18 protein-coding genes and 1 CRISPR repeat array are annotated in these 21263 nt (G+C 67.3%); of the genes, 3 read left to right on the forward strand and 15 right to left on the reverse strand.

Translation table 11 applies throughout. The annotated features are described in order from the left end of the window. From CQY20_RS17860 to CQY20_RS17895, 8 genes are all read right to left on the reverse strand, one after another. Entirely contained in the window at nt 1–1107 is a 1107-nt protein-coding gene (locus CQY20_RS17860) for an ABC transporter substrate-binding protein (RefSeq protein WP_097941417.1), read from the reverse strand. Nucleotides 1108–1133: 26 nt separating this feature from the next. Then, nucleotides 1134–2906, reverse strand: coding sequence for an ABC transporter permease (locus CQY20_RS17865; protein WP_234816296.1), 1773 nt, complete (start codon nt 2904–2906; stop codon nt 1134–1136). Beyond that, a complete protein-coding gene (locus CQY20_RS17870; RefSeq protein WP_097941418.1) occupies nt 2906–4006 on the reverse strand; it encodes an ABC transporter ATP-binding protein in 1101 nt (366 codons plus the stop codon). Before CQY20_RS17870 ends, CQY20_RS17865 begins: the two co-directional genes overlap by 1 nt. Nucleotide 4007: 1 nt before the next feature. Beyond that, a complete protein-coding gene (locus CQY20_RS17875; RefSeq protein WP_207767296.1) occupies nt 4008–4652 on the reverse strand; it encodes an RraA family protein in 645 nt (214 codons plus the stop codon). After that, nucleotides 4649–5365 carry a PIG-L deacetylase family protein gene (locus CQY20_RS17880; RefSeq protein WP_097941419.1) on the reverse strand — a complete coding sequence of 239 codons (717 nt, stop codon included), beginning with the start codon at nt 5363–5365 and terminating at the stop codon, nt 4649–4651. Before CQY20_RS17880 ends, CQY20_RS17875 begins: the two co-directional genes overlap by 4 nt. 19 nt (nt 5366–5384) lie before the next feature. Further along, nucleotides 5385–6266: an NAD(P)-dependent oxidoreductase gene (locus CQY20_RS17885; RefSeq protein ID WP_097941420.1), complete on the reverse strand. Its 882-nt coding sequence runs from the start codon at nt 6264–6266 to the stop codon at nt 5385–5387. A 33-nt stretch (nt 6267–6299) separates the two neighbouring features. Further along, nucleotides 6300–7199: a diacylglycerol kinase gene (locus CQY20_RS17890; protein ID WP_165789273.1), complete on the reverse strand. Its 900-nt coding sequence runs from the start codon at nt 7197–7199 to the stop codon at nt 6300–6302. A 103-nt stretch (nt 7200–7302) separates the two neighbouring features. After that, nucleotides 7303–8883 carry an FAD-binding oxidoreductase gene (locus tag CQY20_RS17895; RefSeq protein WP_097941440.1) on the reverse strand — a complete coding sequence of 527 codons (1581 nt, stop codon included), beginning with the start codon at nt 8881–8883 and terminating at the stop codon, nt 7303–7305. 20 nt (nt 8884–8903) lie between these two features. On the opposite strand from CQY20_RS17895, the gene CQY20_RS17900 reads away from it, so the two are divergent. After that, nucleotides 8904–9485 (forward strand): TetR/AcrR family transcriptional regulator, encoded by a 582-nt coding sequence (locus CQY20_RS17900; protein WP_097941421.1) that lies wholly within the window; start codon nt 8904–8906, stop codon nt 9483–9485. Then, complete coding sequence (locus CQY20_RS17905; RefSeq protein WP_097941422.1) at nt 9482–11026, forward strand: glycerol-3-phosphate dehydrogenase/oxidase; 1545 nt, start codon at nt 9482–9484, stop codon at nt 11024–11026. The genes CQY20_RS17900 and CQY20_RS17905 overlap by 4 nt, the downstream gene beginning before the upstream one ends. 98 nt (nt 11027–11124) lie before the next feature. On the opposite strand, the gene CQY20_RS17910 is transcribed toward CQY20_RS17905, so the two are convergent. From CQY20_RS17910 to CQY20_RS17940, 7 genes are all read right to left on the reverse strand, one after another. After that, entirely contained in the window at nt 11125–11508 is a 384-nt protein-coding gene (locus CQY20_RS17910; RefSeq protein WP_097941423.1) for a hemophore-related protein, read from the reverse strand. A gap of 107 nt (nt 11509–11615) precedes the next feature. Next, the gene (locus tag CQY20_RS17915; protein WP_097941424.1) at nt 11616–13040 is read right to left on the reverse strand and encodes an acyl-CoA carboxylase subunit beta; all 1425 of its coding nucleotides are present in this window, start codon (nt 13038–13040) and stop codon (nt 11616–11618) included. A 45-nt stretch (nt 13041–13085) separates the two neighbouring features. Next, on the reverse strand, nt 13086–14339 hold the full coding sequence (kasB, locus tag CQY20_RS17920) for a 3-oxoacyl-ACP synthase KasB (RefSeq protein ID WP_097941425.1): 1254 nt from the start codon (nt 14337–14339) through the stop codon (nt 13086–13088). A gap of 30 nt (nt 14340–14369) precedes the next feature. Beyond that, nucleotides 14370–15620 (reverse strand): 3-oxoacyl-ACP synthase KasA, encoded by a 1251-nt coding sequence (gene kasA, locus CQY20_RS17925; protein ID WP_097941426.1) that lies wholly within the window; start codon nt 15618–15620, stop codon nt 14370–14372. Continuing rightward, nucleotides 15617–15919: a meromycolate extension acyl carrier protein AcpM gene (gene acpM / locus CQY20_RS17930; RefSeq protein WP_097941427.1), complete on the reverse strand. Its 303-nt coding sequence runs from the start codon at nt 15917–15919 to the stop codon at nt 15617–15619. The genes kasA and acpM overlap by 4 nt, the downstream gene beginning before the upstream one ends. A gap of 60 nt (nt 15920–15979) precedes the next feature. Beyond that, a complete protein-coding gene (locus CQY20_RS17935) occupies nt 15980–16888 on the reverse strand; it encodes an ACP S-malonyltransferase (protein ID WP_097941428.1) in 909 nt (302 codons plus the stop codon). A 128-nt stretch (nt 16889–17016) separates the two neighbouring features. Further along, on the reverse strand, nt 17017–18303 hold the full coding sequence (locus CQY20_RS17940) for a PucR family transcriptional regulator (RefSeq protein ID WP_097941429.1): 1287 nt from the start codon (nt 18301–18303) through the stop codon (nt 17017–17019). A 335-nt stretch (nt 18304–18638) separates the two neighbouring features. Then, a CRISPR array of direct repeats spans nt 18639–20606; the repeat unit is 37 nt; unit sequence CCCGCCGCGGTCATTGCCGCGGCGCTTTCGTTGAGGC. A gap of 285 nt (nt 20607–20891) precedes the next feature. Between CQY20_RS17940 and CQY20_RS34520 the strand changes: the two genes are divergently transcribed. Then, on the forward strand, nt 20892–21077 hold the full coding sequence (locus tag CQY20_RS34520; protein WP_133119083.1) for a hypothetical protein: 186 nt from the start codon (nt 20892–20894) through the stop codon (nt 21075–21077). Nucleotides 21078–21263 lie beyond the last annotated feature (186 nt).

The raw sequence follows: 21263 nt of genomic DNA on the forward strand, positions 1-21263 counted from the left end.
TCAACCCGTGTAGCCGAAGATCTGTCGCCACGTCGCCGCGTCGGACTCCAGGTGCTTCAGCGACTCGTCGATGGTCGACCGGTGCAGGAAACCGGAGTCGGCGGCGGGTAGCTCGATATCGCCCACCGTCGGGTTCGGCATGTTCTTGTGCACGGGATAGTCGCCGATCGACGCGGCCAGCTTCTGCCCGTCGGCGGACAACAGCCAGTTGATGAAAACCGCTGCGGCGTTGGAATGCTCAGCGCCGGCGGCCTGCCCCAGGTAGAACGGATACGCTGCAACGCCCTCTTCGGGGGTCGCGATCGTGATCGGTGCGCCTTCCAGGGTGGAGGCGTACGCGGTGGCGACGGGAACCGGCCCGGCCGAGATCTCGCCCCGCGCCAGCGAGTCGGTCAGCGAGGCCGACGAATCGAAGATCCGCGGACGGTTGGCGGCGTACGCCTTGAGGTAATCCTCGCCGAGCACGTCGAACTGGAAGCGCGTCAGCGCGGTCGTCGAGCCACCTGCACCCACTTGCACGATGCCAAGTTTGCCGGACCACTTGCTGTCCAGCAGGTCCTTCCAATTTTTGGGCGCGTCCTCCTGCGCGACTTGCTGGTTGTTGTAACCGAAGCTGTAGATCCGGTCGTAGCTGTTGAAGTACAAGCCGTCCTCGAACGTCGCTTCGGGATCGATTACTCCGGCGATGTCATCGCTGATCTTCGTCGGCTGGAACGCCCCTGCGTCGGCGATGGAGACGATCAGATCCTCACCCGAGATGCGGATGACGTCGGCGCCCAACTTGCCTGCCGCCTGCTCGCTGAGGATGCGTTCGCTGAGCCGGTTGGGTGCGAGGCGCACGATCTCGACGTCGATGCCCGTCGCCTCGGTGAACGCGTCGGCGGCTTCGCGCTCCGACTGCTCGCTGCCCCCGGTGTAGAACACGAGCGAACCTTCTTGCTGGGCCGCCTGGTAGACGTCGGCGGGGGCGATGAGCTCACCGTCGATGACCAGGTCGCCCTCCGGATTGGTCTGGGCGGACCCTCCGCTGTCACTGGAACAACCGGCGAGCGTGAGCGCCAACGCCGCGCCTGCCGCGACCACGTAACGCATCATTCTGGCGGACATGATCCCTACTCCTTTGTAGTGTTGTGCTATCTGGCTGGCCTCGGCTCGGCGCCGAATCGTCTTGCCGCATAGGTAAGTACGAAGATCACGACGCAATAGACCAAGCTCGTCGCTGCGCTGCGCTGCAGGATCCCGTTCTCGAAGTCGTCGAAGATGACGATCGACAACAGTCGGGTGTCGGTGGTGAACAGGAACAGCGGCACCGTCAGCTCACGCATCGACAGCATGAGCAGCAACAGGAAGGTCGAGGTCAACGGGACGCGCAACAGGGGAGCGGTGATCTTCCACACCGCCTTGGCGCGGTGCGCGCCGTGCATCACCGCGCTGTCTTCGAGTTCACGATCGACCTGCAGGATCGACGACGACGCGCCCTGATATCCCTGAGGCATCTGGGCGGCGACGAACGCGATCACCATCACCAGCAAGGTGCCGTAGACGGGTACCGGCAGCATCAGCCACGTCCAGAGCAGGCCGAGACCGAGCACGATCGCGGGTACGGCCAGCGGCAGCATGCTCAGATACCCGAGTCCCTCCCGGCCGGGCAGGGTGGTCCGGTTCACCACGTACGACACCACGAACGCGAGAAGCGTTCCTGCGGCGGCAGCCGCGATCGCGACGATCACCGAGTTGCCGGTGGCCCGCAGCAGCACGTCGCTCGACAGCGCCTCCTCGAGCGCCCCGGTGCCCATCCGACGTCCCGTGAAGGCGCCGAGAATCGTGTTCACGTAGGGGGATTCGTGCAGCGTGATGAACACCAGCGCGAGCAGCGGAAGCACCGTCGACAAGAAGAAGTACACGATGCCGATCAACAGCGCCGGTGTGCGGAACCAGCCGAGCTCGAACTTCCGCAGCTTCATGCCCTTGCCCGAAACGGTGGTATACGACCGCCGGGAGACGACCCGGCGCTGTACCGCAGTGACGAGCAGCACGATGACGATGAGCGCGATCGCCACGGCCGCGGCCTCGTTGCCGCGCGACGGAGCGGCATTCATCAACCGAAAGATGTAGGTGGGCAGCGTGTCGAGCTGTCCGCCGCCGGCGATCTGCGCGACGGGGAAGTTCTCGACGGTGAGGACGAAGATGAGGATCGCGGCGCCGAGAATTGCCGGGGTGGCCAGCGGGAAGGTGATCTTGCGCAGGACGGCGCCGGGGCGGGCGCCGTGTGTGCGCGCGGCCTCTTCCAGGTCGGGGTTCATCAAACTGAACGCCGAATGCATGAGGAGAAACGCATACGGCGCGTAATACAGTGCCAGAACGAAGATCAGGCCGCCGATGTTGAAGATGTTGACGATCGCGGGCAGGCCGAGGTCGCGAGCCAAGACATTGAGGAGACCGGCATTCGGCCCGCCGAGCAGCGACCACGCGAGCGCGCCGACGTAGGACGGTAAGAACAGCGGAAGTAGCCCGACGAAGTACAGAAACCGTGCCCAGCGCACATCGGTGCGGGCCGTGACGAACGCCAGGAAGCCACCGATCGCAAGCGCGAATATCGAAGACCCCACACCGATCAACAGCGAGTTGAGAGCGGCTTGGCGCGCGCCCGCGCCGAACACCGCAGCGAAGTTGTCGAAAGTGAGACTCGAGACGTCGATGTTTCCCGGGCGCGGGGTAGTGGCGGTGAACGCCGAAATGAGCACGAGCGCAATCGGCATCACGATGAGCACCGCGAGCACCGCGTACAGCACCAGCGGAAGCACCGTCCGCCGCAGTGTTCCGGTGGCGAGCCGCCCGGGGTTCGGCCGGGGCCGGTGCCGAACCGCCTGCGGCGCGGGCGTGAGTTCCACTGTGGGGGTTGCCATCAGGCCGCCTCGTCGGCGGCAGGTGCCGCCGCATCTTGCGGCAACACCTGTACAGCGTCGACCGGGATGCCGACCCGCACGGTGTCGCCGATCTTGGCGTCGAGTTGGCGGTGCTTGCTGCCGAGGATCGTCAGCTCGGCGTCGCCGGAGAGGGTGACCCGATAGGCCGCGCTCGCGCCCAGGAACTCCTTGGTCAACAGCTGACCCTCGAGCACGTTCATCTCGTCGGTGACGTCATCGCCGACGGCGATGTCTTCAGCGCGGATGCACGCCTTCAGATCAGCGGCGCCTGCGAACGGCGTGACCTTCAGTGCGATCGCGGTTTTCGCGACGCGTACACCGGTGGAATCGATCCGCTCCACCGGCAGGATGTTGCCGACACCCAAGAAGTCTGCGATGGAGGCGCTGAGCGGCTTGGCGTAGATGTCGTTGGGCGCGCCGACCTGCACGATGCGGCCGTGTTGCATCATGGCGATGCGGTCGGCGAGCGCGAGCGCCTCTTCCTGGTCGTGCGTGACGTAGACCGTCGTGAGGCCGAGCCGCGCCTGCAGTTCGCGCAAGTCACCCCGCAGGCGGTGCCGCAGGCGGGCGTCGAGGTTGGACAGCGGCTCGTCGAGCAGCATGACCGACGGCGCCATGACGAGACTGCGCGCCAGCGCGACGCGCTGCATCTGGCCGCCCGAAAGCAGGCTCGCGCCGCGGTCGGCGAATCCCTCCAGTCCGACCAATTCCAGTGTGTCGTGCACCCGCTGGTTGATCTCGGCCTTGTTGACCCGCTGCATCGTCAGCGGAAACGCCACATTCTCGAACACCGTCATGTGCGGCCAGATCGCGTACGACTGAAACACCATGCCGATGTTGCGTTTGTGCGGTGGGCAGTCGATACCGCGTGCGCTGTCGAACAGGACGTTGCCGCCGATGGTTATCCGCCCCGCGGTAGGCCTCTCGAGCCCGGCGATGCAGCGCATGGTGCTGGTCTTGCCGCAGCCGGATTCGCCGAGCAGCACCAACGATTCGCCGTGACCGACCGTCAGGTCAAGGTCACGCACGGCCACCGCGTCGCCGTAGTGCAGGGTGAGGCCTTCGACGCGGATGTCCATGTCAGGTGTTCCCTTCGTCCTCGGTGCGGAATCCGTACAGGTCGTAGGAGATTTCGCCGTTGCGATACTTCGCCAGCGACGCGGCCTCTTTGGCTTGGCGGGCGTGGGCCAGCTCGACGGCGCGCTCCGCCTCATCGGCGGGCACCACGGCGGCGCCGTCGGAATCGAGGATGACGATGTCACCCGAACGGATCTCGGCGCCGCCGATCTGCACGCCGGCGTCCACCTCGCCGCGCGTGTTCTTCGTCGCGCCACGAATGCGGATCCAGCGCGTCCACACGGGCACACCGAGGTCGCGCAGCGCGTCCACATCACGCACAGCGGCGTCGACAAGGATTGCCGCCGCGCCCCTTTCCTTCAATTGGGTCACGAGCAACTCACCGATCAAGGCAACCGGTGTGGCCACCGGCATCGTCATGACGGCGATCTCGCCCGGCTGTATCCGCGCGACCAGTTCGTGCACGCCGCGGTTGTCGTCTTGTGCACACAACACCGTGCGGGCCGGCCCGGCCGCGCAGCTGCCGGGAATCAACTGAATGAGGTCGACGTCGATGAGGCCGCGGCGCCCGCGGGCCTCGTAGACGGTTGCCGTGCCGGCCTTGCGCAATTCGGCGACGGCGTCAGTGGAGATGGTCAACTCGCTCACAACGCCTCCACAACATTGGGAACCAGCCGCTGGAATGCCTCAGCCTGGCGGATCTGCTTGCGGCCAGTCACTTTCCGCGCATGGTTGCCGCGATGCTCGGCACGTTCGGTGTAGTACTGCTGCAGGTATGACTGGGCCCGCATCGCCGCCATCGCCTTGCGCTTCTGCTCGAAGACGTCGGTGATGTCGACGAAAACCGACGGAGTGAAGCCGCAGAGTTCGGGCTGGTGCGGTTCGAAGACCAGGAACTCGCTGGGCGGCGCGGTCCGGAAACCGGCTTCGACCACCGCGCCCGCAGTCAGCAACCGGGCCTTCGACACCGCGACATTCGCCACCGGATGGTCGGGGTTGAACGGGTCTGTGTCCGGATGGGTGAGCACGACGTGCGGGGCGAAATCACGCATGAGTTCGGCGAGTCGCTCGATCGCGGCGCTGTCCACCTCGAGCGGGTAGTCGCCGAGATCGAAGCATTCGAAGGTCGCGCCGACGGCCTCTGCGGCTTCGGTCGCTTCCTCGTGCCGATGCCGCTTGACGTTCTCCACGGTTTGACCGGGTTGCTTCCACAGCTCACCGGACTCGCCGCGTTCGCCGTAGGACAACGCGACCACCCGGGCCTCGCCGCCCGCCGCGGTGTGCTTTGCGATCGCACCGGCGGCGCGCCAGACGAAGTCGGCGCTGTGCGCGCCGACGACGAGTAGTCGCCTGTCCTTCATGAGTCGTCTTCTCCTCTCGTCAGGCGCTTGTGCGCTCCAGGCTGGTCAACCACGAATGGGCGGCTTGCATGGTCCATGAGGGCCGGTCGATGCTTTCCAGGTATTCGCGCGCGTCGCTCACTTCATGGACGCGGCGGGCGGCGTGAGCGCGTGAGCCTTCGATCAGCCGGTCGATGAGAGCGTATGGATCACCGGCGAATTCGGCCGCAATCTGATCGCGCAGCCACTGGCCGCAACCGATGCTCTCGGCCGCACCGACGCTTTCGAGCACCACCGCCGCAAGACCCTTCATGAACACGCTGCGGATCAGCTTGCGTGCAGCGGCGTCTCCAGGTTGGCCCGCGATCGATTCGACCGGCGCCCCTGCACGTCTGAAGATCTCGGCGAACGCGTCAGCGTCGGGTCCGCTCACCATGAGCGGCGTGCGAACGCCTGCGCGCGGCACGGGCGCCAGCACGGCGACGTCGACGAAGCACACACCGTGAGCGGCCGCGGCGGCGCCGAGAGTGCTCTTGAGGTCGGGGCTTGCGGTGTTGAAGTCGGCGAGCAAGATCCCGGGCGCGAGATGCTTCAGGATCTCCTCCGTTACGGTCTTCGTCGCTTTCGCCCCGACGAGGGTGATGACCACATCCGCCTCGGCGAGCGCCTCGGACAGATGGGGTGATTGGTTGATACCGGGTTCGTCGAGTTGAACGAACGGGTCATAGCCCGCGACGTCGAAGCCCGCGTCCCGAAGTCCTCGCGCGTACGACGCGCCGGCCTCGCCCAGCCCGACGACCGCGACTTTCGGCATGTGACCTCGCTCCATGGGTTCGATCTGCTGTGACCGCAGACACCATACAAAATTGTTAACAATTTCGTCAACGACTTTGCTAACAATCTGCGAGGTGCCGATGACCACCGGCGGCGGGCTTACGAGCGTTCGCTCGGCCGATCAACCCGCCGGCCGCAGAATCCTCAGCGCGTTCGGCACGGCCGACACCTCGACCGGCAGTGGGCAAACGTACTCGCCGTCGGCGTAGGCGTTGATGCCGGGGGAGTCGACGGTGATGGTGCGCGCGCGGGCGGTGCGCACTTCGTCGAGGTTCACGTGCGTGCCCTTGAACACGGTGGGAAACAAGCGAATTAGCTTGGTGCGCGACGCCGACGCCACCATCGTGACGTCGAGCATGCCGTCGGTGGGGTCGGCGTTCGGGCAGATCAACATGCCTCCGCCGTAGCTGCGGGTGTTCCCGAACGCCGCCAGGGTGAGATCGGTGTCGATCTCCTCGCCGTCGAACGACAACCGGAACGGCAGCAGCCGCAGCTTGGACAGCTCGGCGAGCATCGCCAGGTTGTAGCGCATCCGCCCGTGCGGCCACCGCATTCGATTGGTGCGGTCGGTCACCAGCGAGTCGAAGCCCGCGGCCATCACGGTGCCGAACCACCGTTCGGTGCCGTCGGCGCCCACGATGCGGCCGAGGTCGATGGTCTGTGCGACGCCGTCGACGACGACGTCGGCCGCCGCCTCGGGATCCTTTGTCGGAATGTGGAATTCGCGGGCGTGGTCATTGCCGGTGCCTGCGGGGATGATGCCCAGCGGTGTGTCGGTTCCCGCGAGCACCTGCAGCGCAAGCGAAATGATGCCGTCGCCGCCGACCACCACGAGCGCATCCATGCCGCGTTCGAGCGCGCCGTCGACGAGACGTCGCGCGTGTTCGGCGTCGGTGCCCGCGATCGCGACGACGTCGACCCCGCGGCGATGCAACTGCGCGACGGCCCGCTCGGCGGCATGCGGCGCGCTGCCGTGCCCCGACGCCGGGTTCGTCAGCATCGTGACCCGGCCCACAGTCATAGGCTCCTCGCGACCGCTGAAGGCCATTTGCTCCTCGCGTCCGCGGTAGTCAATTTGCTCCTCGCGTCCGCGGTAGTCAATTTGCTCCTCGCGTCCGCCGTAGTCACGGAATCAGCTTGCCGGGGTTCATGATTCCGGCGGGGTCGAGTGTCTGTTTGACGGCGCGCAGCACCGCGATGCCGAGGTCGCCGATCTCGTCGCGCATCCACGGCCGGTGATCGGCGCCAACGGCGTGATGGTGGGTGATGGTGCCGCGGGTGCGCATCATCGCGTCGGACGCGGCGGCTTTGGCCTTGCGCCACTGTTCGATCGGGTTGCCGCGCTGCCCGGCGACGACGGTGAAGTACAGCGAGGCGCCCGTGGGATACACATGCGAAATGTGGCACAACACCAGTGCGGGCGTGCCGGTTTCGGCCAGCGAGGACGTCAACGCCTCGGTGACGGCGGATTTCAATGCGGCGATGTTCGACCAGTTGGTCGCCGTCTCCAGCGTTTCACACAGCGCACCTGCCGACAGCAGCGAGTCGCGCAGGTAGGGCGCCTCGAAGCGGCCGTGCTCCCACGCGCGGGCCGGGCCTTCGCCAAGCGATGTGCCGCCCTTGGCCTCCAGCAGCGCCCGTGTTTCGGCATGTCTGCTGTCCACATGGGCTTGCGAGCCTTCGAAGACGGTGATCGCCAGGCAGCCGCCGGTGATGCTGTCCTCGCCGATGTTGTCGGCGGTGGCGAGGTTGACGCCGGTCTCCGCCTCATCCGATAGGCGGATAACCGTTGGGCCCGTACCGGTTTGGGCGACCGCGCGCAGCGCATCGGCGCCGGTGGCGAAGTCCGGGAACGACCACGCCTCGTAGCGGGCGGTCTCCGGCGTCGGGTGTACCCGCACACGCACGCGGGTGATGACACCGAACACGCCTTCGGAGCCGATCACCAACTGGCGCAGATCCGGTCCCGCCGCGGACTCGGGAGCCCGGCCCAGGTCCAGCACGCCCGCGGGGGTCACCGCCCGCAGGCCGCGGACCATGTCGTTGAAACGGCCGTAGCCAGCGGAGTCCTGACCCGAAGAGCGAGTGGCGGCGAAGCCGCCGATCGTCGCGAATTGAAAGCTCTGCGGAAAATGCCCGAGCGAGAACCCGCGCTCACCCAGCAGCCGCTCGGCCTCCGGGCCGGTGAGGCCCGCGCCCAGTTCGGCCTCGCCCGAGATCTCGTCGAGGGAGTGCAATTCGGCGAACCTGCGCAGGTCGAGCGAGACGACGGCGTTGAAACCGTTGCGCAGCGGGTCGAGGCCGCCCACCACACTGGTGCCGCCACCGAACGGCACGACGGCGATGCCGCGCTCTGTGCACATGCGCAGGACTTCGGCGACCTGACCCTCGTCGCCGGGCACGAGCACCGCGTCAGGCGCGTCCTGCACTCCAGGGTCGCGGCGACGCAACAGATCGAGGGTGGACTTGCCGCCCGCACGAAGTAGGCGTTCTCGGTCCTCCACGACGCAGTGCTCGGCGCCGACGACCGCGGCCAGCGCGGAGCGGTCCTCGGCCGACAACGCCGACGGCCGCAGCTTCACCTGTTCGGGTTCGAGCTGCGGAAGCGAGGCTTCCCTGACCCCCAACGCCTGCTCGAGAAGCCGGCGGATGCCCTCGGAGAGCGGTTTGGCCTTTTCCGGGTCACCCCATGCGTCCCACTTCATCATGCGTTACAGTATTACATATGTTGTCAATCAGTAACGACACTTCGCCGGACATCGGGGACCGCATCCTCGACGCGGCGGCCAGCTGCGTGCTTGCCTACGGCGTGCAGCGGGTGACGTTGGCCGAGATCGCGCGCCGCGCCGGCGTCAGCCGACCGACCATCTACCGGCGCTGGCCCGACACTCGCGCACTGCTCGCCGCCCTGCTGACCCGGCGAATCGTCGGCGTGCTGAGCGACGTGCCGTCGCGCGGCAGCGGGCGCGAAGCCCTCGTCGAGCGGATCGTCGGGGTGGCCCAGCGGCTTCGGCACGACGAGGTCGTCATGTCGGTGTTTCATTCGGAGCCCGAATTCGCCATGGTGTACATCGCCGAACGCCTCGGCACCAGCCAGCAGATCCTCATCGACGCGGTCGCCGACGAGATCCGCAACGCCCAGCGCGACGGCAGCGTGCGGCGGGGTGACCCGCGCCAGATGGCGGCCATGTGCCTGCTGATCACCCAGTCGACAATCCAGTCCGCGCAGCTCGTCGCGCCGATCCTGGACGCCGACGCGCTCGCCGTCGAGCTCGCGTACTCACTGAACGGATACCTCAAGCCATGAACTCGGCCGCGCTCAACGCATCTCGCCGCAGCCGCGAACTGGCGGCGCTCGCCGACGGGCACACGGTCGACGTCGTCGTCATCGGTGGCGGCATCACCGGCACCGGCATCGCACTCGATGCCGCGTCACGCGGACTCACCGTGGCGCTGGTGGAGAAACACGATCTGGCCTTCGGAACCAGCCGGTGGAGCTCCAAGCTCGTGCACGGCGGCCTGCGCTACCTGGCGACCGGCAACATCGGCATCGCCAGGCGCAGCGCCGTGGAACGCGGAATCCTGATGACCCGCAACGCCCCTCACCTCGTCCACGCCATGCCGCAACTCGTTCCGCTGCTGCCCACGATGGGCACCGCGGAACGCGCGCTGGTGCGCACCGGCTTCTTGGCCGGCGACGCGCTGCGCTGCCTGGCGGGCACCCGGTCGTCGACCCTGCCGCGGTCGCGACGCATCCCGGCGAGCCGGGCCATCGACATGGTGCCCGCTGTTCGGCGGCATGGCCTGGACGGCGGATTGCTGGCCTACGACGGGCAACTCATCGACGACGCCCGCCTGGTGACGGCCGTCGCGCGGACCGCCGCACAGCACGGCGCGATGATCCTCACCCGGGTGGCGGCGTCGCAGGCCACCGGAACGTCGGTGCGACTGACCGACCAGCTGACGGGGGAGTCCTTCGGCCTCACCGCCCGCGCCGTGATCAACGCCAGCGGGGTATGGGCAGGGGAGATCGATACCGCGATCAAACTGCGGCCGAGCCGCGGCACGCATCTGGTGTTCGACGCCAAAGCGTTCGGCAATCCAGTTGCGGCGCTGACCATTCCGATACCGGGAGAGCTGAACCGGTTCGTGTTCGCGATGCCCGAACAGCTAGGCCGCGTGTATCTGGGGCTCACCGACGAAGACGCGCCCGGCCCCATACCCGATGTGCCCGAGCCGACTTCGGTGGAAATCGGCTTCCTGCTGGACACCGTCAACACTGCGCTCGACACCAAGCTCGGCCGTGAGGACGTCATCGGCGCCTACGCCGGCTTGCGGCCGCTGATCGACACCGGGGACGGCAACGGCCGCACCGCCGACGTGTCGCGCGACCACGCCGTCGTCGAATCGGCGTCCGGTGTGATCAGCGTGATCGGCGGCAAGCTCACCGAGTACCGCTATATGGCCGAGGACGTCGTCGACAGGGCCGTCGAACTGCGTGGCCTGTCGGCGGGCCAGTGCCGGACACGTAATCTGCCGCTCGTCGGCGCACCCGCCAACCCCGTTGCGACCCTGCGCGTCCCCACCGACATGCCGTCGTCGTTGGTGGCACGGTTCGGCGCGGAAGCCCCCAACGTCATCGCGACAGCGGCCTGTGACCGACCGACCGATCCCGTTGCCGACGGCATCGATGTCATTCGCGCCGAATTCGAGTACGCGGTGACCCATGAGGGCGCGCTGACCGTCGACGACATCGTCGACCGGCGCACCCGCATCGGTTTGGTCGACCGCGACCGGCGGGCCGTGCTGCCGGTGGCCGAAGAACTGCTCGCCCGCACCTCGCACTGAGTCGGTTCCACACCGGACGTCGCTTCACCCGGACAAGACGCGGCCCGGCTGCGTACGGAAACACAGCCGGGCCGTTCCGCGCTTGTTGTGTGAGCGGGCTATGACGCCATCGCGTCGTACAACCGAGCGATCTCGGTCGGCGCCACGTCCACATCGCACTGCGCCCGCAGGGTTCGCAATGGCGACGCGATGCGCTGCAGATCCGCCCATTCCGTCGGATGCGCAACGAAGTAGTTGCGGATAGTAGCCTCCGCGTCGCCGCCCTGCGCACCCGCATTGCTGATCGCCTCGTTGGCGCTCGGGTGGCTGGCCAGGTAGTCAGCCGTCTGCGCGGACACCGCGGCGATCGCCCTGTTCAAACCGACTGCGTCACAATCGGGTGCGGCCGAAGCGCTCGGCACCGCAAGGGCGCCCGCAGCTCCCGTCAGTGCCCCGGCGGCGAACACCCCGGCGACTCCACGGCGAATGGTGATGCCAAACATGTGTGCTCCTCACTCCATTGTCGTGGCCCTTTTGTTGGTCCCCCGACGGGATGGGCCGCTAACCACATTACGGAAGCGAGGATTTACCGAGGTTGCGGTGAGTAAACCTACAGCGGAATGTTTTTGTGCCGACCGCGTCGCGCCGGGGCCTCGGCGAGCGCCTGGGTGAGCTTGCTGCGGGTGTGCGCCGGGTCGATCTTTTCGTCGACGACCCCGATCTCGATGGCCGAATCCACGCCGCCGGCGATTCGCTCGTGCTCGGCGGCCAGCTGCTCGTGCAGCGCTTCGCGCTCGTGCTCGGGCGCGGCAGCAAGCTTTTTGCGGTGCAGGATTCCGACCGCCGCCTTGGCGCCCATCACGGCGACCTCGGCGTCGGGCCAGGCGAAGACCTTCGTCGCGTTCAGCGAACGAGAGTTCATGGCGATGTAGGCCCCGCCGTAGATCTTGCGGGTCACCAGCGTCACCCGCGGCACCGTCGCCTCGCCGAACGCGTGCAGCAGCTTGGCGCCGCGACGCACCACGCCGCCCCACTCCTGGTCAACCCCGGGCAGATAACCGGGCACGTCGACCACGACCACCAGCGGGATCCCGAACGCGTCGCACAGCCGCACGAAACGTGCTGCCTTCTCGGCGCTTTCACTGTTCAGGCAGCCGCCGAGGCGCAGCGGGTTGTTGGCCAGCACGCCGACGGTCCGCCCGGACAGCCTGCCGAGGCCGATCACCATCGACGGCGCCCACTTGGCCTGGAACTCCTCGAAGGGCTCGTCGGCGTCAAGCAGCGCCTCGACGATCGGGTGCACGTCGTAGGCGCGGCGCGACGACTCGGGCAGCAGCGCGTGCAGGTCGGTGTCACCGGCCTCGGCCTTGCTGCGGTCGAAATGACCCTGCTGGCAGAAGAACCTGACCAGCTTGCGGCCGCGCGCGTACGCGTCGAGTTCGTCGTCGGCGACGATGTGGCACACGCCGGACTTCTTGTGGTGGGTGTCGGGCCCGCCCAGCGAGGCCATGTCGACGTCCTCGCCGGTGACGCTGCGCACGATGTCGGGTCCGGTGACGAAAACCCGGCTCTCCGGGGCCATCACGATGACGTCGGTCAGCGCGGGCCCGTACGCGGCGCCGCCCGCGGCGAAGCCGACGACGACCGAGATCTGCGGGATGTAGCCCGACGCCCGGATCATCGCCTCGAACACCAGGCCGACCGCGTGCAGCGCACGCACGCCCTCGGCGAGACGGGCGCCACCGGAATGCCAGATGCCCACGATGGGGCTCTGCTCCTCGATGGCGGTGTCGTAGGCGTGCACGATGTGCGCGCAGCCCTCGACGCCCATCGCGCCGCCCATCACGGTCCCGTCGGTGCAGAAGGCGATGGTGCGCACTCCGTTGACGGTGCCCGCCGCGGCGAGCACACCGGAGCGGTCGCGCTCATGCAGAAACTCGAGATTGCAGCCGTCGTCGAAGAATGTCTTCAGGCGCAGCAACGGATCCCGAGGATCCAATGATTCGCCGACTGCCTCGGGGGCCGTGATGGTCATCGAAACCTCCTGTCGGGGCCGGATTTCGGGCGCTCTAGTACTTGGTCAGTACTTCCCGAAGGCGAGCGCCACATTGTGCCCACCGAATCCGAACGAGTTGTTGATCGCGTAGTTGTAATTGCCGGGTCGCGGCGAGCCGGCGACGACGTCGAGGTCGATCTCCGGGTCTTGGTTCTTCAAGTTGAGCGTGGGCGGGATGACGCCCTCGCGCAACGCCAACACGGTCAGGATGGACTCCACCGCGCCGACGGCGCCGACGGAGTGGCCGAGCGCCGACTTCGGTGCGTACACCGCGGGCTTGTGCCCGCCCATCGCGTTGTTGATGGCCTTGGCCTCTGCCACGTCGCCGACGCTGGTGCCGGTGGCATGCGCGTTGACGTGGTCGATGTCGGTCGGCTTGAGGCCGGCGAGCTCGATCGCGCGGGTCATCGCGTACCCAGCCTGCTCGCCGTTGGGGTCCGGCGCCACGATGTGGTAGCCGTCGGAGGTGATGCTGGCACCCATGACGCGTCCGTGGATGGTGGCGCCGCGGGCCTTGGCGTGCTCCTCGGTCTCGATGACCATCAGTGCGCCCGCCTCGCCGAACACGAACCCGTTGCGGTCCTTGTCGAACGGCTTACAGGCGCCCTCGGGGTCATCGTTGGTGGTGGACAACACGATTCGCATCTGGGCGAAGCCGGCGATCGGCACCGCCTCGATCTTCGTCTCGACGCCGCCGCAGATCGCCATGTCGGCCTCGCCGAGGACGATGTTGCGCCACGCGTGCGCGATGGCCTCCGAGCCCGACGCGCACGCCGAGACGGGCGTGATGACCCCGGCCCTGGCCTTGCGCTCGAGTCCGACCGCGGCGGCCGCGGCGTTGGGCATGTACATCTGGACCGCCAACGGCGACACCGCACGCAGGCCCTTCTGTCGCATGCCGTCGTAGGCGAAGAGGAGCTCCTCGGACGACCCCATGCCGGTGCCGATGGACACCATCAGCCGCCTGGGGTCGACCTCCGGTTCGCCGGCATCCTTCCAGACGCGCCGGCTCAGCACCGTCGACATCCGCTGCAGATACGACAGCCGGCGCAGTTCCACCCGCGTCAGCTCGTCTTCGAAGTTCTCCAGGAGATGCCCGCCGATGCGCACCGGGAGGTCGTACTCCTCGACGAACGGATCCTCAAGCTTGCGGATGCCGCTCTGCCCGGCAAGGAGCTTCTGCCATGTGCCGGTCGCATCGGTAGCCAGGGCGGTCGTCATGGCCATGCCCGTGACGACGACGTTGGGAAGCCCGCTTCCCGTTGTTAACCCTGTCATGTCGCTGCGATGGTTCCTTTCCGCAACGCGTCAGTACTTGCCGAAGGCAAGCGCCACGTTGTGTCCGCCGAATCCGAAGGAGTTGTTGATTGCATAACGGAAGTCGCCGTATCGAGGTTCGCCCGCGACGACGTCCAAATCGATCTCCGGATCGGGTGTTTCATAGTTCAGCGTCGGTGGGATGACGCCGTCGCGCAGCGACAGCACCGTCAACACCGACTCAAGAGCGCCCACTGCACCGATGGAGTGGCCCAGCGCCGACTTCGGCGCGTACACAGCGGCATGATCGACGCCCGCGACACGGATGGCGTTGGCCTCGGCGACGTCGCCGATCGTGGTGGCGGTGGCGTGCGCGTTGATGTGATCGATGTCCTTGGGCTCCAGGCCCGCGAGCTCCATCGAGCGCGTCATCGCGCGACCGGCGCGCACACCGTCGGGGGCGGGAGCCACCATGTGGAACGCGTCGGACGTGATGCCTGCGCCCATCAGCCGCGCCAGCGGTTGTGCGCCGCGCGCCTTTGCGTGCTCCTCGGTCTCGATGACCATCAGTGCGCCCGCCTCGCCGAAGACGAAGCCGTCGCGGTCCTTGTCGAACGGACGAGACGCGCCCTCGGGATTGTCGTTGCGGGTCGACATGGCGCGCATCATCGAGAACGCCGCGATCGGCAGCGCTTCGATACCACCCTCGACACCACCGCACACGGCGATGTCGGCGTCACCCATGACGATCTGCCGCCAGGCTTGGGCGATGGCCTCCGAACCCGACGAGCAGGCCGACACCGGAGTCATGACGCCGGCACGGGCGCCAAGCTCCAGCCCGACGACTGCAGCGGCGCCGTTCGGCATGATCATCTGAACGGCCAGTGGCGACACCTTGCGGGGACCGCCCTCGTTCATCAGGTCGTAGGTTTCGACGATCTTCTCGCCGCCGCCAAGACCGGTGCCGACGACGACGGTGAAGCGGTCGGGGTCGACCTCGGGGGTACCCGCGGCCTCCCAGACCTGGCCACCGAGCAGTTTGGCCATCCGCTGGACGTACGACATGCGCCGCAGATCCAACCGCCCCATGTGGTCGTCGACGGCCTCCTTGAGGTGGCCACCGATTCGCACGGGCAGGTCCCACTTGGTGACGAACTCGTCTTCGAGGACGTGGATGCCGCTCTCGCCTGCCAACAAGCCCTTCCACGTGCTCTCGATGTCCGGCGCGATCGACGTCGTCGCCGTGACGGCGGTTACCACAACACTGGGGAAACCGCCGTTAGCAGTGGAAGGCTTGGTCACGAACGCTCCGCTTCGATCTTCTCGCGCAGCGCCGCAGCAGCCTCGGGGTTCTCTTCCTCGAGCTTCTGGATGTAGGTGACGACGTCACCGACGGTGCGTAGGCCTGCGAGGTCCTCGTCGGGGATCTTCACGCCGTACTTGTCCTCGGTCTGCACGGCGATCTCAACCATCGACAGCGAGTCGATGTCCAGGTCGTCGACGAACGACTTCTCCGGCGTGACCTCCGACGGCTCGATACCGGTGACCTCTTCGATGATCTCCGCGAGACCGGCGATGATTTCTTCCTGAGTGGCGGCCACAATGGCTCCTTCTAATTGGTTGTGTTACTGCGAATTACGTTGAATATGCGGTTGTGTCTGTCAGAGCTCTGCTAGCCCGTCCAGGTCGGCTGGGGTCTTGACGGCATGCGTCGGAACCCCTTTGAGTTCGCGCTTGGCGATTCCGGCAAGCGTCCCGGCGGGCGGGAACTCGACGATCGCGGTCACGTTCGATTCGCGCAGGGTCTGGGTGCACAGATCCCAACGCACCGGGCGGGTCAGCTGGGCGACCAGCTTGGCCATCGCATCGGCGGCCGACGCCACGGGCTTGCCGTCGGCGTTCGACAAAAGCGTCGCGGTCGGCTCGGCGGTTGTCACTCCGTCGGCGGCCGCGGCGTACCCCTCGATGGCCGACGCCATGTAGTGCGTGTGGAACGCACCTGCGGTGGCCAACTGGCGGACCCGCGCCTTGGCGGGCGGATCCTCGGCGAGCTTGGCCAGCGCGGCCACGCTGCCCGCCGCGACGATCTGCCCGGCCGCGTTGCGGTTGGCCGGCACCAGATCCAGCTCCTCGAGACGGCTCAGCACCTCGGCCTCGTCACCGCCGAGCACCGCCGACATGCCGGTGGGCTCGAGCGCGCACGCCTTGGCCATCTCCGCGCCGCGGGTGGCGGCCAGCGCGACGGCGTCGTCGCAGGAGAGCACGCCTGCGATCGCGTAGGCGGCGATCTCACCGACGGAGTGGCCGGCGGCGATGAAGTCGCGCCCGGCCAGCAGGCCGCGCTTGGTCAGTTCCTCCCACGCCAGTAGCGTCGCCGCGACGACCAGCGGCTGGGTCACCGCGGTATCGGTGATCTCCTCGGCCGTGGCGGTGGTGCCGAGCCGCGCGAGGTCCAGACCGCTGGACTCCGACCAGGCGGAGATGCGGTCAGCCGCCCCGGGCAGCTCCAACCATGAGGTGAGCATGCCGGGGGTCTGCGATCCCTGTCCGGGAGCAAGCAACGCGAGCACGTGTTTAAGGAAACACTGTGAAAACCCATCTGCGCGGTGTAAGAGATTATGAACCTCGTCTTATTCTTTTGTGGAGTCTCCACAAAAGAGCATGTGATGCGACTCCATCGATACAAGGCCGCAATCTGTTACCCGGCCCGGTCCCGCCGTGGTGGGGCCGCCGGCGGCTTGGTGATCTGACTCGCCGGCATGTTTGCCGTGCTCGAATGCTGTGCCTGCCGCGTCAGCCGGCCGACCGTCGCAGCGACGCGCAGGACGTAGGCGTCGCGCGGGGTGGTGGGATCACGGCCGGTGAAGTCGGCGATGCGCTTGAGGCGGTAGCGGACGGTGTTTGGATGAACGAACAGTTTGCGTGCGCAGGCCTCGATCGCGCCGCCGGAGTCCAGATACGCGTCCAGAGTTTCGGTCAGCGCCGGCCCCGCGTCGCCGAGTGGCCGCATGACCTCGGTTTCCAGCGCGGCGATCGCCGAGGCGTCGCCCAGCAGCGCGCGTTCGGGCAACAGTTCACGCGCCGCCACCGGCCGCGGTGCCCCGGTCCAGCCTGCGACGGCGTTCATCCCGGCGATCGCCTCGGTGGCGCTCCAGTGCGCCGCCGACAGCGTCGGCGCCGTCGGCCCGATCACCACGGGAGCGTCGGTGAAGACGTCCAGCAGCTCGGTCAGGAAGCGGTCATTGAGGGTCAACGGCCCGGACACGATCGTCACCAGCCACGTGCCGTGCACGTCCGACAGCGCCGCGCGGCCGTGCCGGCGGGCCACGTCGTGAATGTCGTCGCTGACCAAGTCGAGGCGGTCGGGGTGCGGCGTGCCCACGATGACGGTCGCGGGCGCGGTGGCGTCCCAGTTCAACGCCGCCGCCTGGGACTGCAGCTCCGGCCCGGTGTCGCCGCGCACGACCGCGTCGACGATGTTGGCCTCCATCCGGGTATCCCATGCGCCGCGCGCCTCGGCCTGGTCGGCGTAGGCGGTGGCGGCGGCGAAGGCCAGGTCGCGGCTGTAGCGCAGGATGCCGGCGGTGAGCGCGGTCAGTTGTTGCTCGTTGCGGGCCAGCAACGGCACCACTTCTTCGAAGAACTCCATCGTGACCCGCACCATCTCCACCGACTGGCGCAGCGCGATCCGGCGCCGCAGATCCTGCGGCACCACCTCGAACGCTTGGGCGGTGTAGCCGACGTCGCTGTTCGGGTTGCGCATCCACTCGACGAAGTTGACCACCGCGGTCTGCACGACGAGTTGCACGCTGGCCCGCTGCGAGGCCTCCAGGTCGGCGAAGAACGGCAGACGCTCTTCGAGCGCGTGCACGGCCTGGGTGGCCAGCCGCCCCGAGTACTGGCTCAACCGGCGCAGCACCGACTCCGGCACCGACTCCAATACCTCCAGCGTGGAGGCCGGCGGGACAAACCGATTGTTCGGCATGCCTAAAAGTTACGCCATTGGCCTGTCGATTAGCTCCAAAGCTCTGTTATGGCCTCGATGCGTCTGTTGTCCTGGCATCGTTGAGTTGGGCTCGAACTCTCCTAAGTAGGTCGCTGAGTCAGCCGTGCAGGTGGGCGAAACAACCCCAGCCTTGTTCGCGGCGAGCGGTCCAGTAGCCGAGAACTTGCTGGCCACGTCTCGCAAGCCATAGCCGCAGGTCGATGCGGTCCCAGGGGGATTCAGACCACCCACGCCAGCGCGGATGTGACGTCTGGGAACAGCACTCGCCGAGCCTGGGTAACGCCGCAGATGAAAGTGATATTTTGGTGCAGGCTCCCGCCGCGGTCATTGCCGCGGCGCTTTCGTTGAGGCGTTCGCTTCTAGGCGTGCTTGGCATCGGCGGCGTTGAGCCCGCCGCGGTCATTGCCGCGGCGCTTTCGTTGAGGCTCGCCATGGGTTTGCTCATGACGACCGAAGGCATACCCCGCCGCGGTCATTGCCGCGGCGCTTTCGTTGAGGCGGCGTGAACCGCTTGCCGGCATCGGCGGTCGTGACCCGCCGCGGTCATTGCCGCGGCGCTTTCGTTGAGGCGCGTTGCCGTCGGTGTACGCCTTCTGCTCAGCGGTAACCCGCCGCGGTCATTGCCGCGGCGCTTTCGTTGAGGCAACGGCTCCACGATCGGGTTCGGCTCTGCTGTGTTCTACCCGCCGCGGTCATTGCCGCGGCGCTTTCGTTGAGGCTTCCAGCGGCGGCGATGAGTCCGATGCCGGCTAGTGTGAACCCGCCGCGGTCATTGCCGCGGCGCTTTCGTTGAGGCTCTCCGACAGTCACCACAGACGGCCGCGCATCGGTGCCGCCCGCCGCGGTCATTGCCGCGGCGCTTTCGTTGAGGCAGCCGGTGACGGGATTCCAGGTGTCATCCGTCCACTCGCCCGCCGCGGTCATTGCCGCGGCGCTTTCGTTGAGGCACCTCGTATCTGAGCAATGACATCTCCGACACCCTGGGCCCCGCCGCGGTCATTGCCGCGGCGCTTTCGTTGAGGCTCGGCGGTCGGGATGGCGGGGGCACGGGTACATCCCCCGCCGCGGTCATTGCCGCGGCGCTTTCGTTGAGGCGACGGAACTCCGCGAGCTCTGCCTGCCACTGTTCGAACCCGCCGCGGTCATTGCCGCGGCGCTTTCGTTGAGGCGTGGATTCGAGCCTTTGTGCCCATGACGCGGTCTTCCACCCGCCGCGGTCATTGCCGCGGCGCTTTCGTTGAGGCAGCAAGGCCGCCACCTGGTCGATGCGTGATGTTGTCCCGCCGCGGTCATTGCCGCGGCGCTTTCGTTGAGGCGCGACGGCAGCGACCAGCGCGACCAGAGCGTTGCGCCCGCCGCGGTCATTGCCGCGGCGCTTTCGTTGAGGCTGCGGCACACCGGGATGCCGCGCCACACCTTCGCGGGTCCCGCCGCGGTCATTGCCGCGGCGCTTTCGTTGAGGCCCGCACCAACTGATTCGACAGTGACCGTCATCTAACTCCCGCCGCGGTCATTGCCGCGGCGCTTTCGTTGAGGCGTTCACTAGCGCGACGGCGTGCGCTGTGTCCTATGTCCCGCCGCGGTCATTGCCGCGGCGCTTTCGTTGAGGCCCTGTCGATACGGCAGCGGAGACCACTGGCCGCACCCCGCCGCGGTCATTGCCGCGGCGCTTTCGTTGAGGCCTGCAGCGGCTGCGTGAGCTGATCGACGGCGACCGCCCGCCGCGGTCATTGCCGCGGCGCTTTCGTTGAGGCGCTCTGGAACATGCCTTGAACGGATCGCCACATCTCGGCACCCGCCGCGGTCATTGCCGCGGCGCTTTCGTTGAGGCTTCACGTCGTTCACGCAGCGCTGGGTTGCCGGTTGGCCCCGCCGCGGTCATTGCCGCGGCGCTTTCGTTGAGGCGCGCGCACCATCACCGTGCCGTGTTTGAGTGAGTCGCCCGCCGCGGTCATTGCCGCGGCGCTTTCGTTGAGGCCAGGAGACGGTGACTTCAACGCGTTCCCGGCCAGCTACTGGCGGCGTCCCGCCGCGGTCATTGCCGCGGCGCTTTCGTTGAGGCCAGGAGACGGTGACCGCGCCGATACCGTTTGCGTTCCACCCGCCGCGGTCATTGCCGCGGCGCTTTCGTTGAGGCATCGTGCACGCCCTGCCCGACCGCAGGGCGCTCAACCCGCCGCGGTCATTGCCGCGGCGCTTTCGTTGAGGCTCATCCGTCGAATACGGCGGCGTTACGTACTGGTACCCCGCCGCGGTCATTGCCGCAGCGCTTTCGTTGAGGCGACGCGACCCCGTCGACTGACGTCGCCCTGATCGCCGTCCATGGCCTCGGCAAGCAGGAAACCGCGCAGCTGCTGCTGGACGATCTCGACCTGCCCGCCGGGCGGCTGCTCGTTCGGCGAGACACCCGCCACCACACCGTCTACCTCGATGAACTCACCCACACCCTGGCAAGCGCGTGGCTGCACGAACGTCGACGGCTGTGGGGCCGAACCACCAACCCGCACCTGCTCGTCAGCCAGGTCACCGCCGCCGATGCGACGCTCCCACCCGTCTCCCACCGAGTCATGGACACCATCTTCGAGCGGCTCGGGCTCACCCCGTCGCAGCTCCGCCGCGACCGCATCCTCGACGAGGCCGCCCATACCGCCGACCCGGTCCACCTCATGCACGTGTTCGGCATCAGCGCCAAGACCGCCATGACCTATGTCCAGGCCGCCCACCCAGAACGCCGCTCGACCGGACCTCGATAACACACGTAGTCCGGCACAATCCGCTGCCAGGTCCGCGAACTCGCACCACACTGGACCGCAAAATGCTGGCTATGTCAACTCGAATTGGCCCCGGCTGGGCGGTTCGAACTGGCCCCGCCCGGGGAAGGCTGGAGTTGCCGTGCCTATTGAGTGAAGCTGGATGTATGCGTGTCGAACTTCTTACGA

The sequence above is a fragment of the Mycolicibacterium agri genome (genome assembly GCF_002553505.1).
GTDB lineage: Bacteria > Actinomycetota > Actinomycetes > Mycobacteriales > Mycobacteriaceae > Mycobacterium > Mycobacterium agri.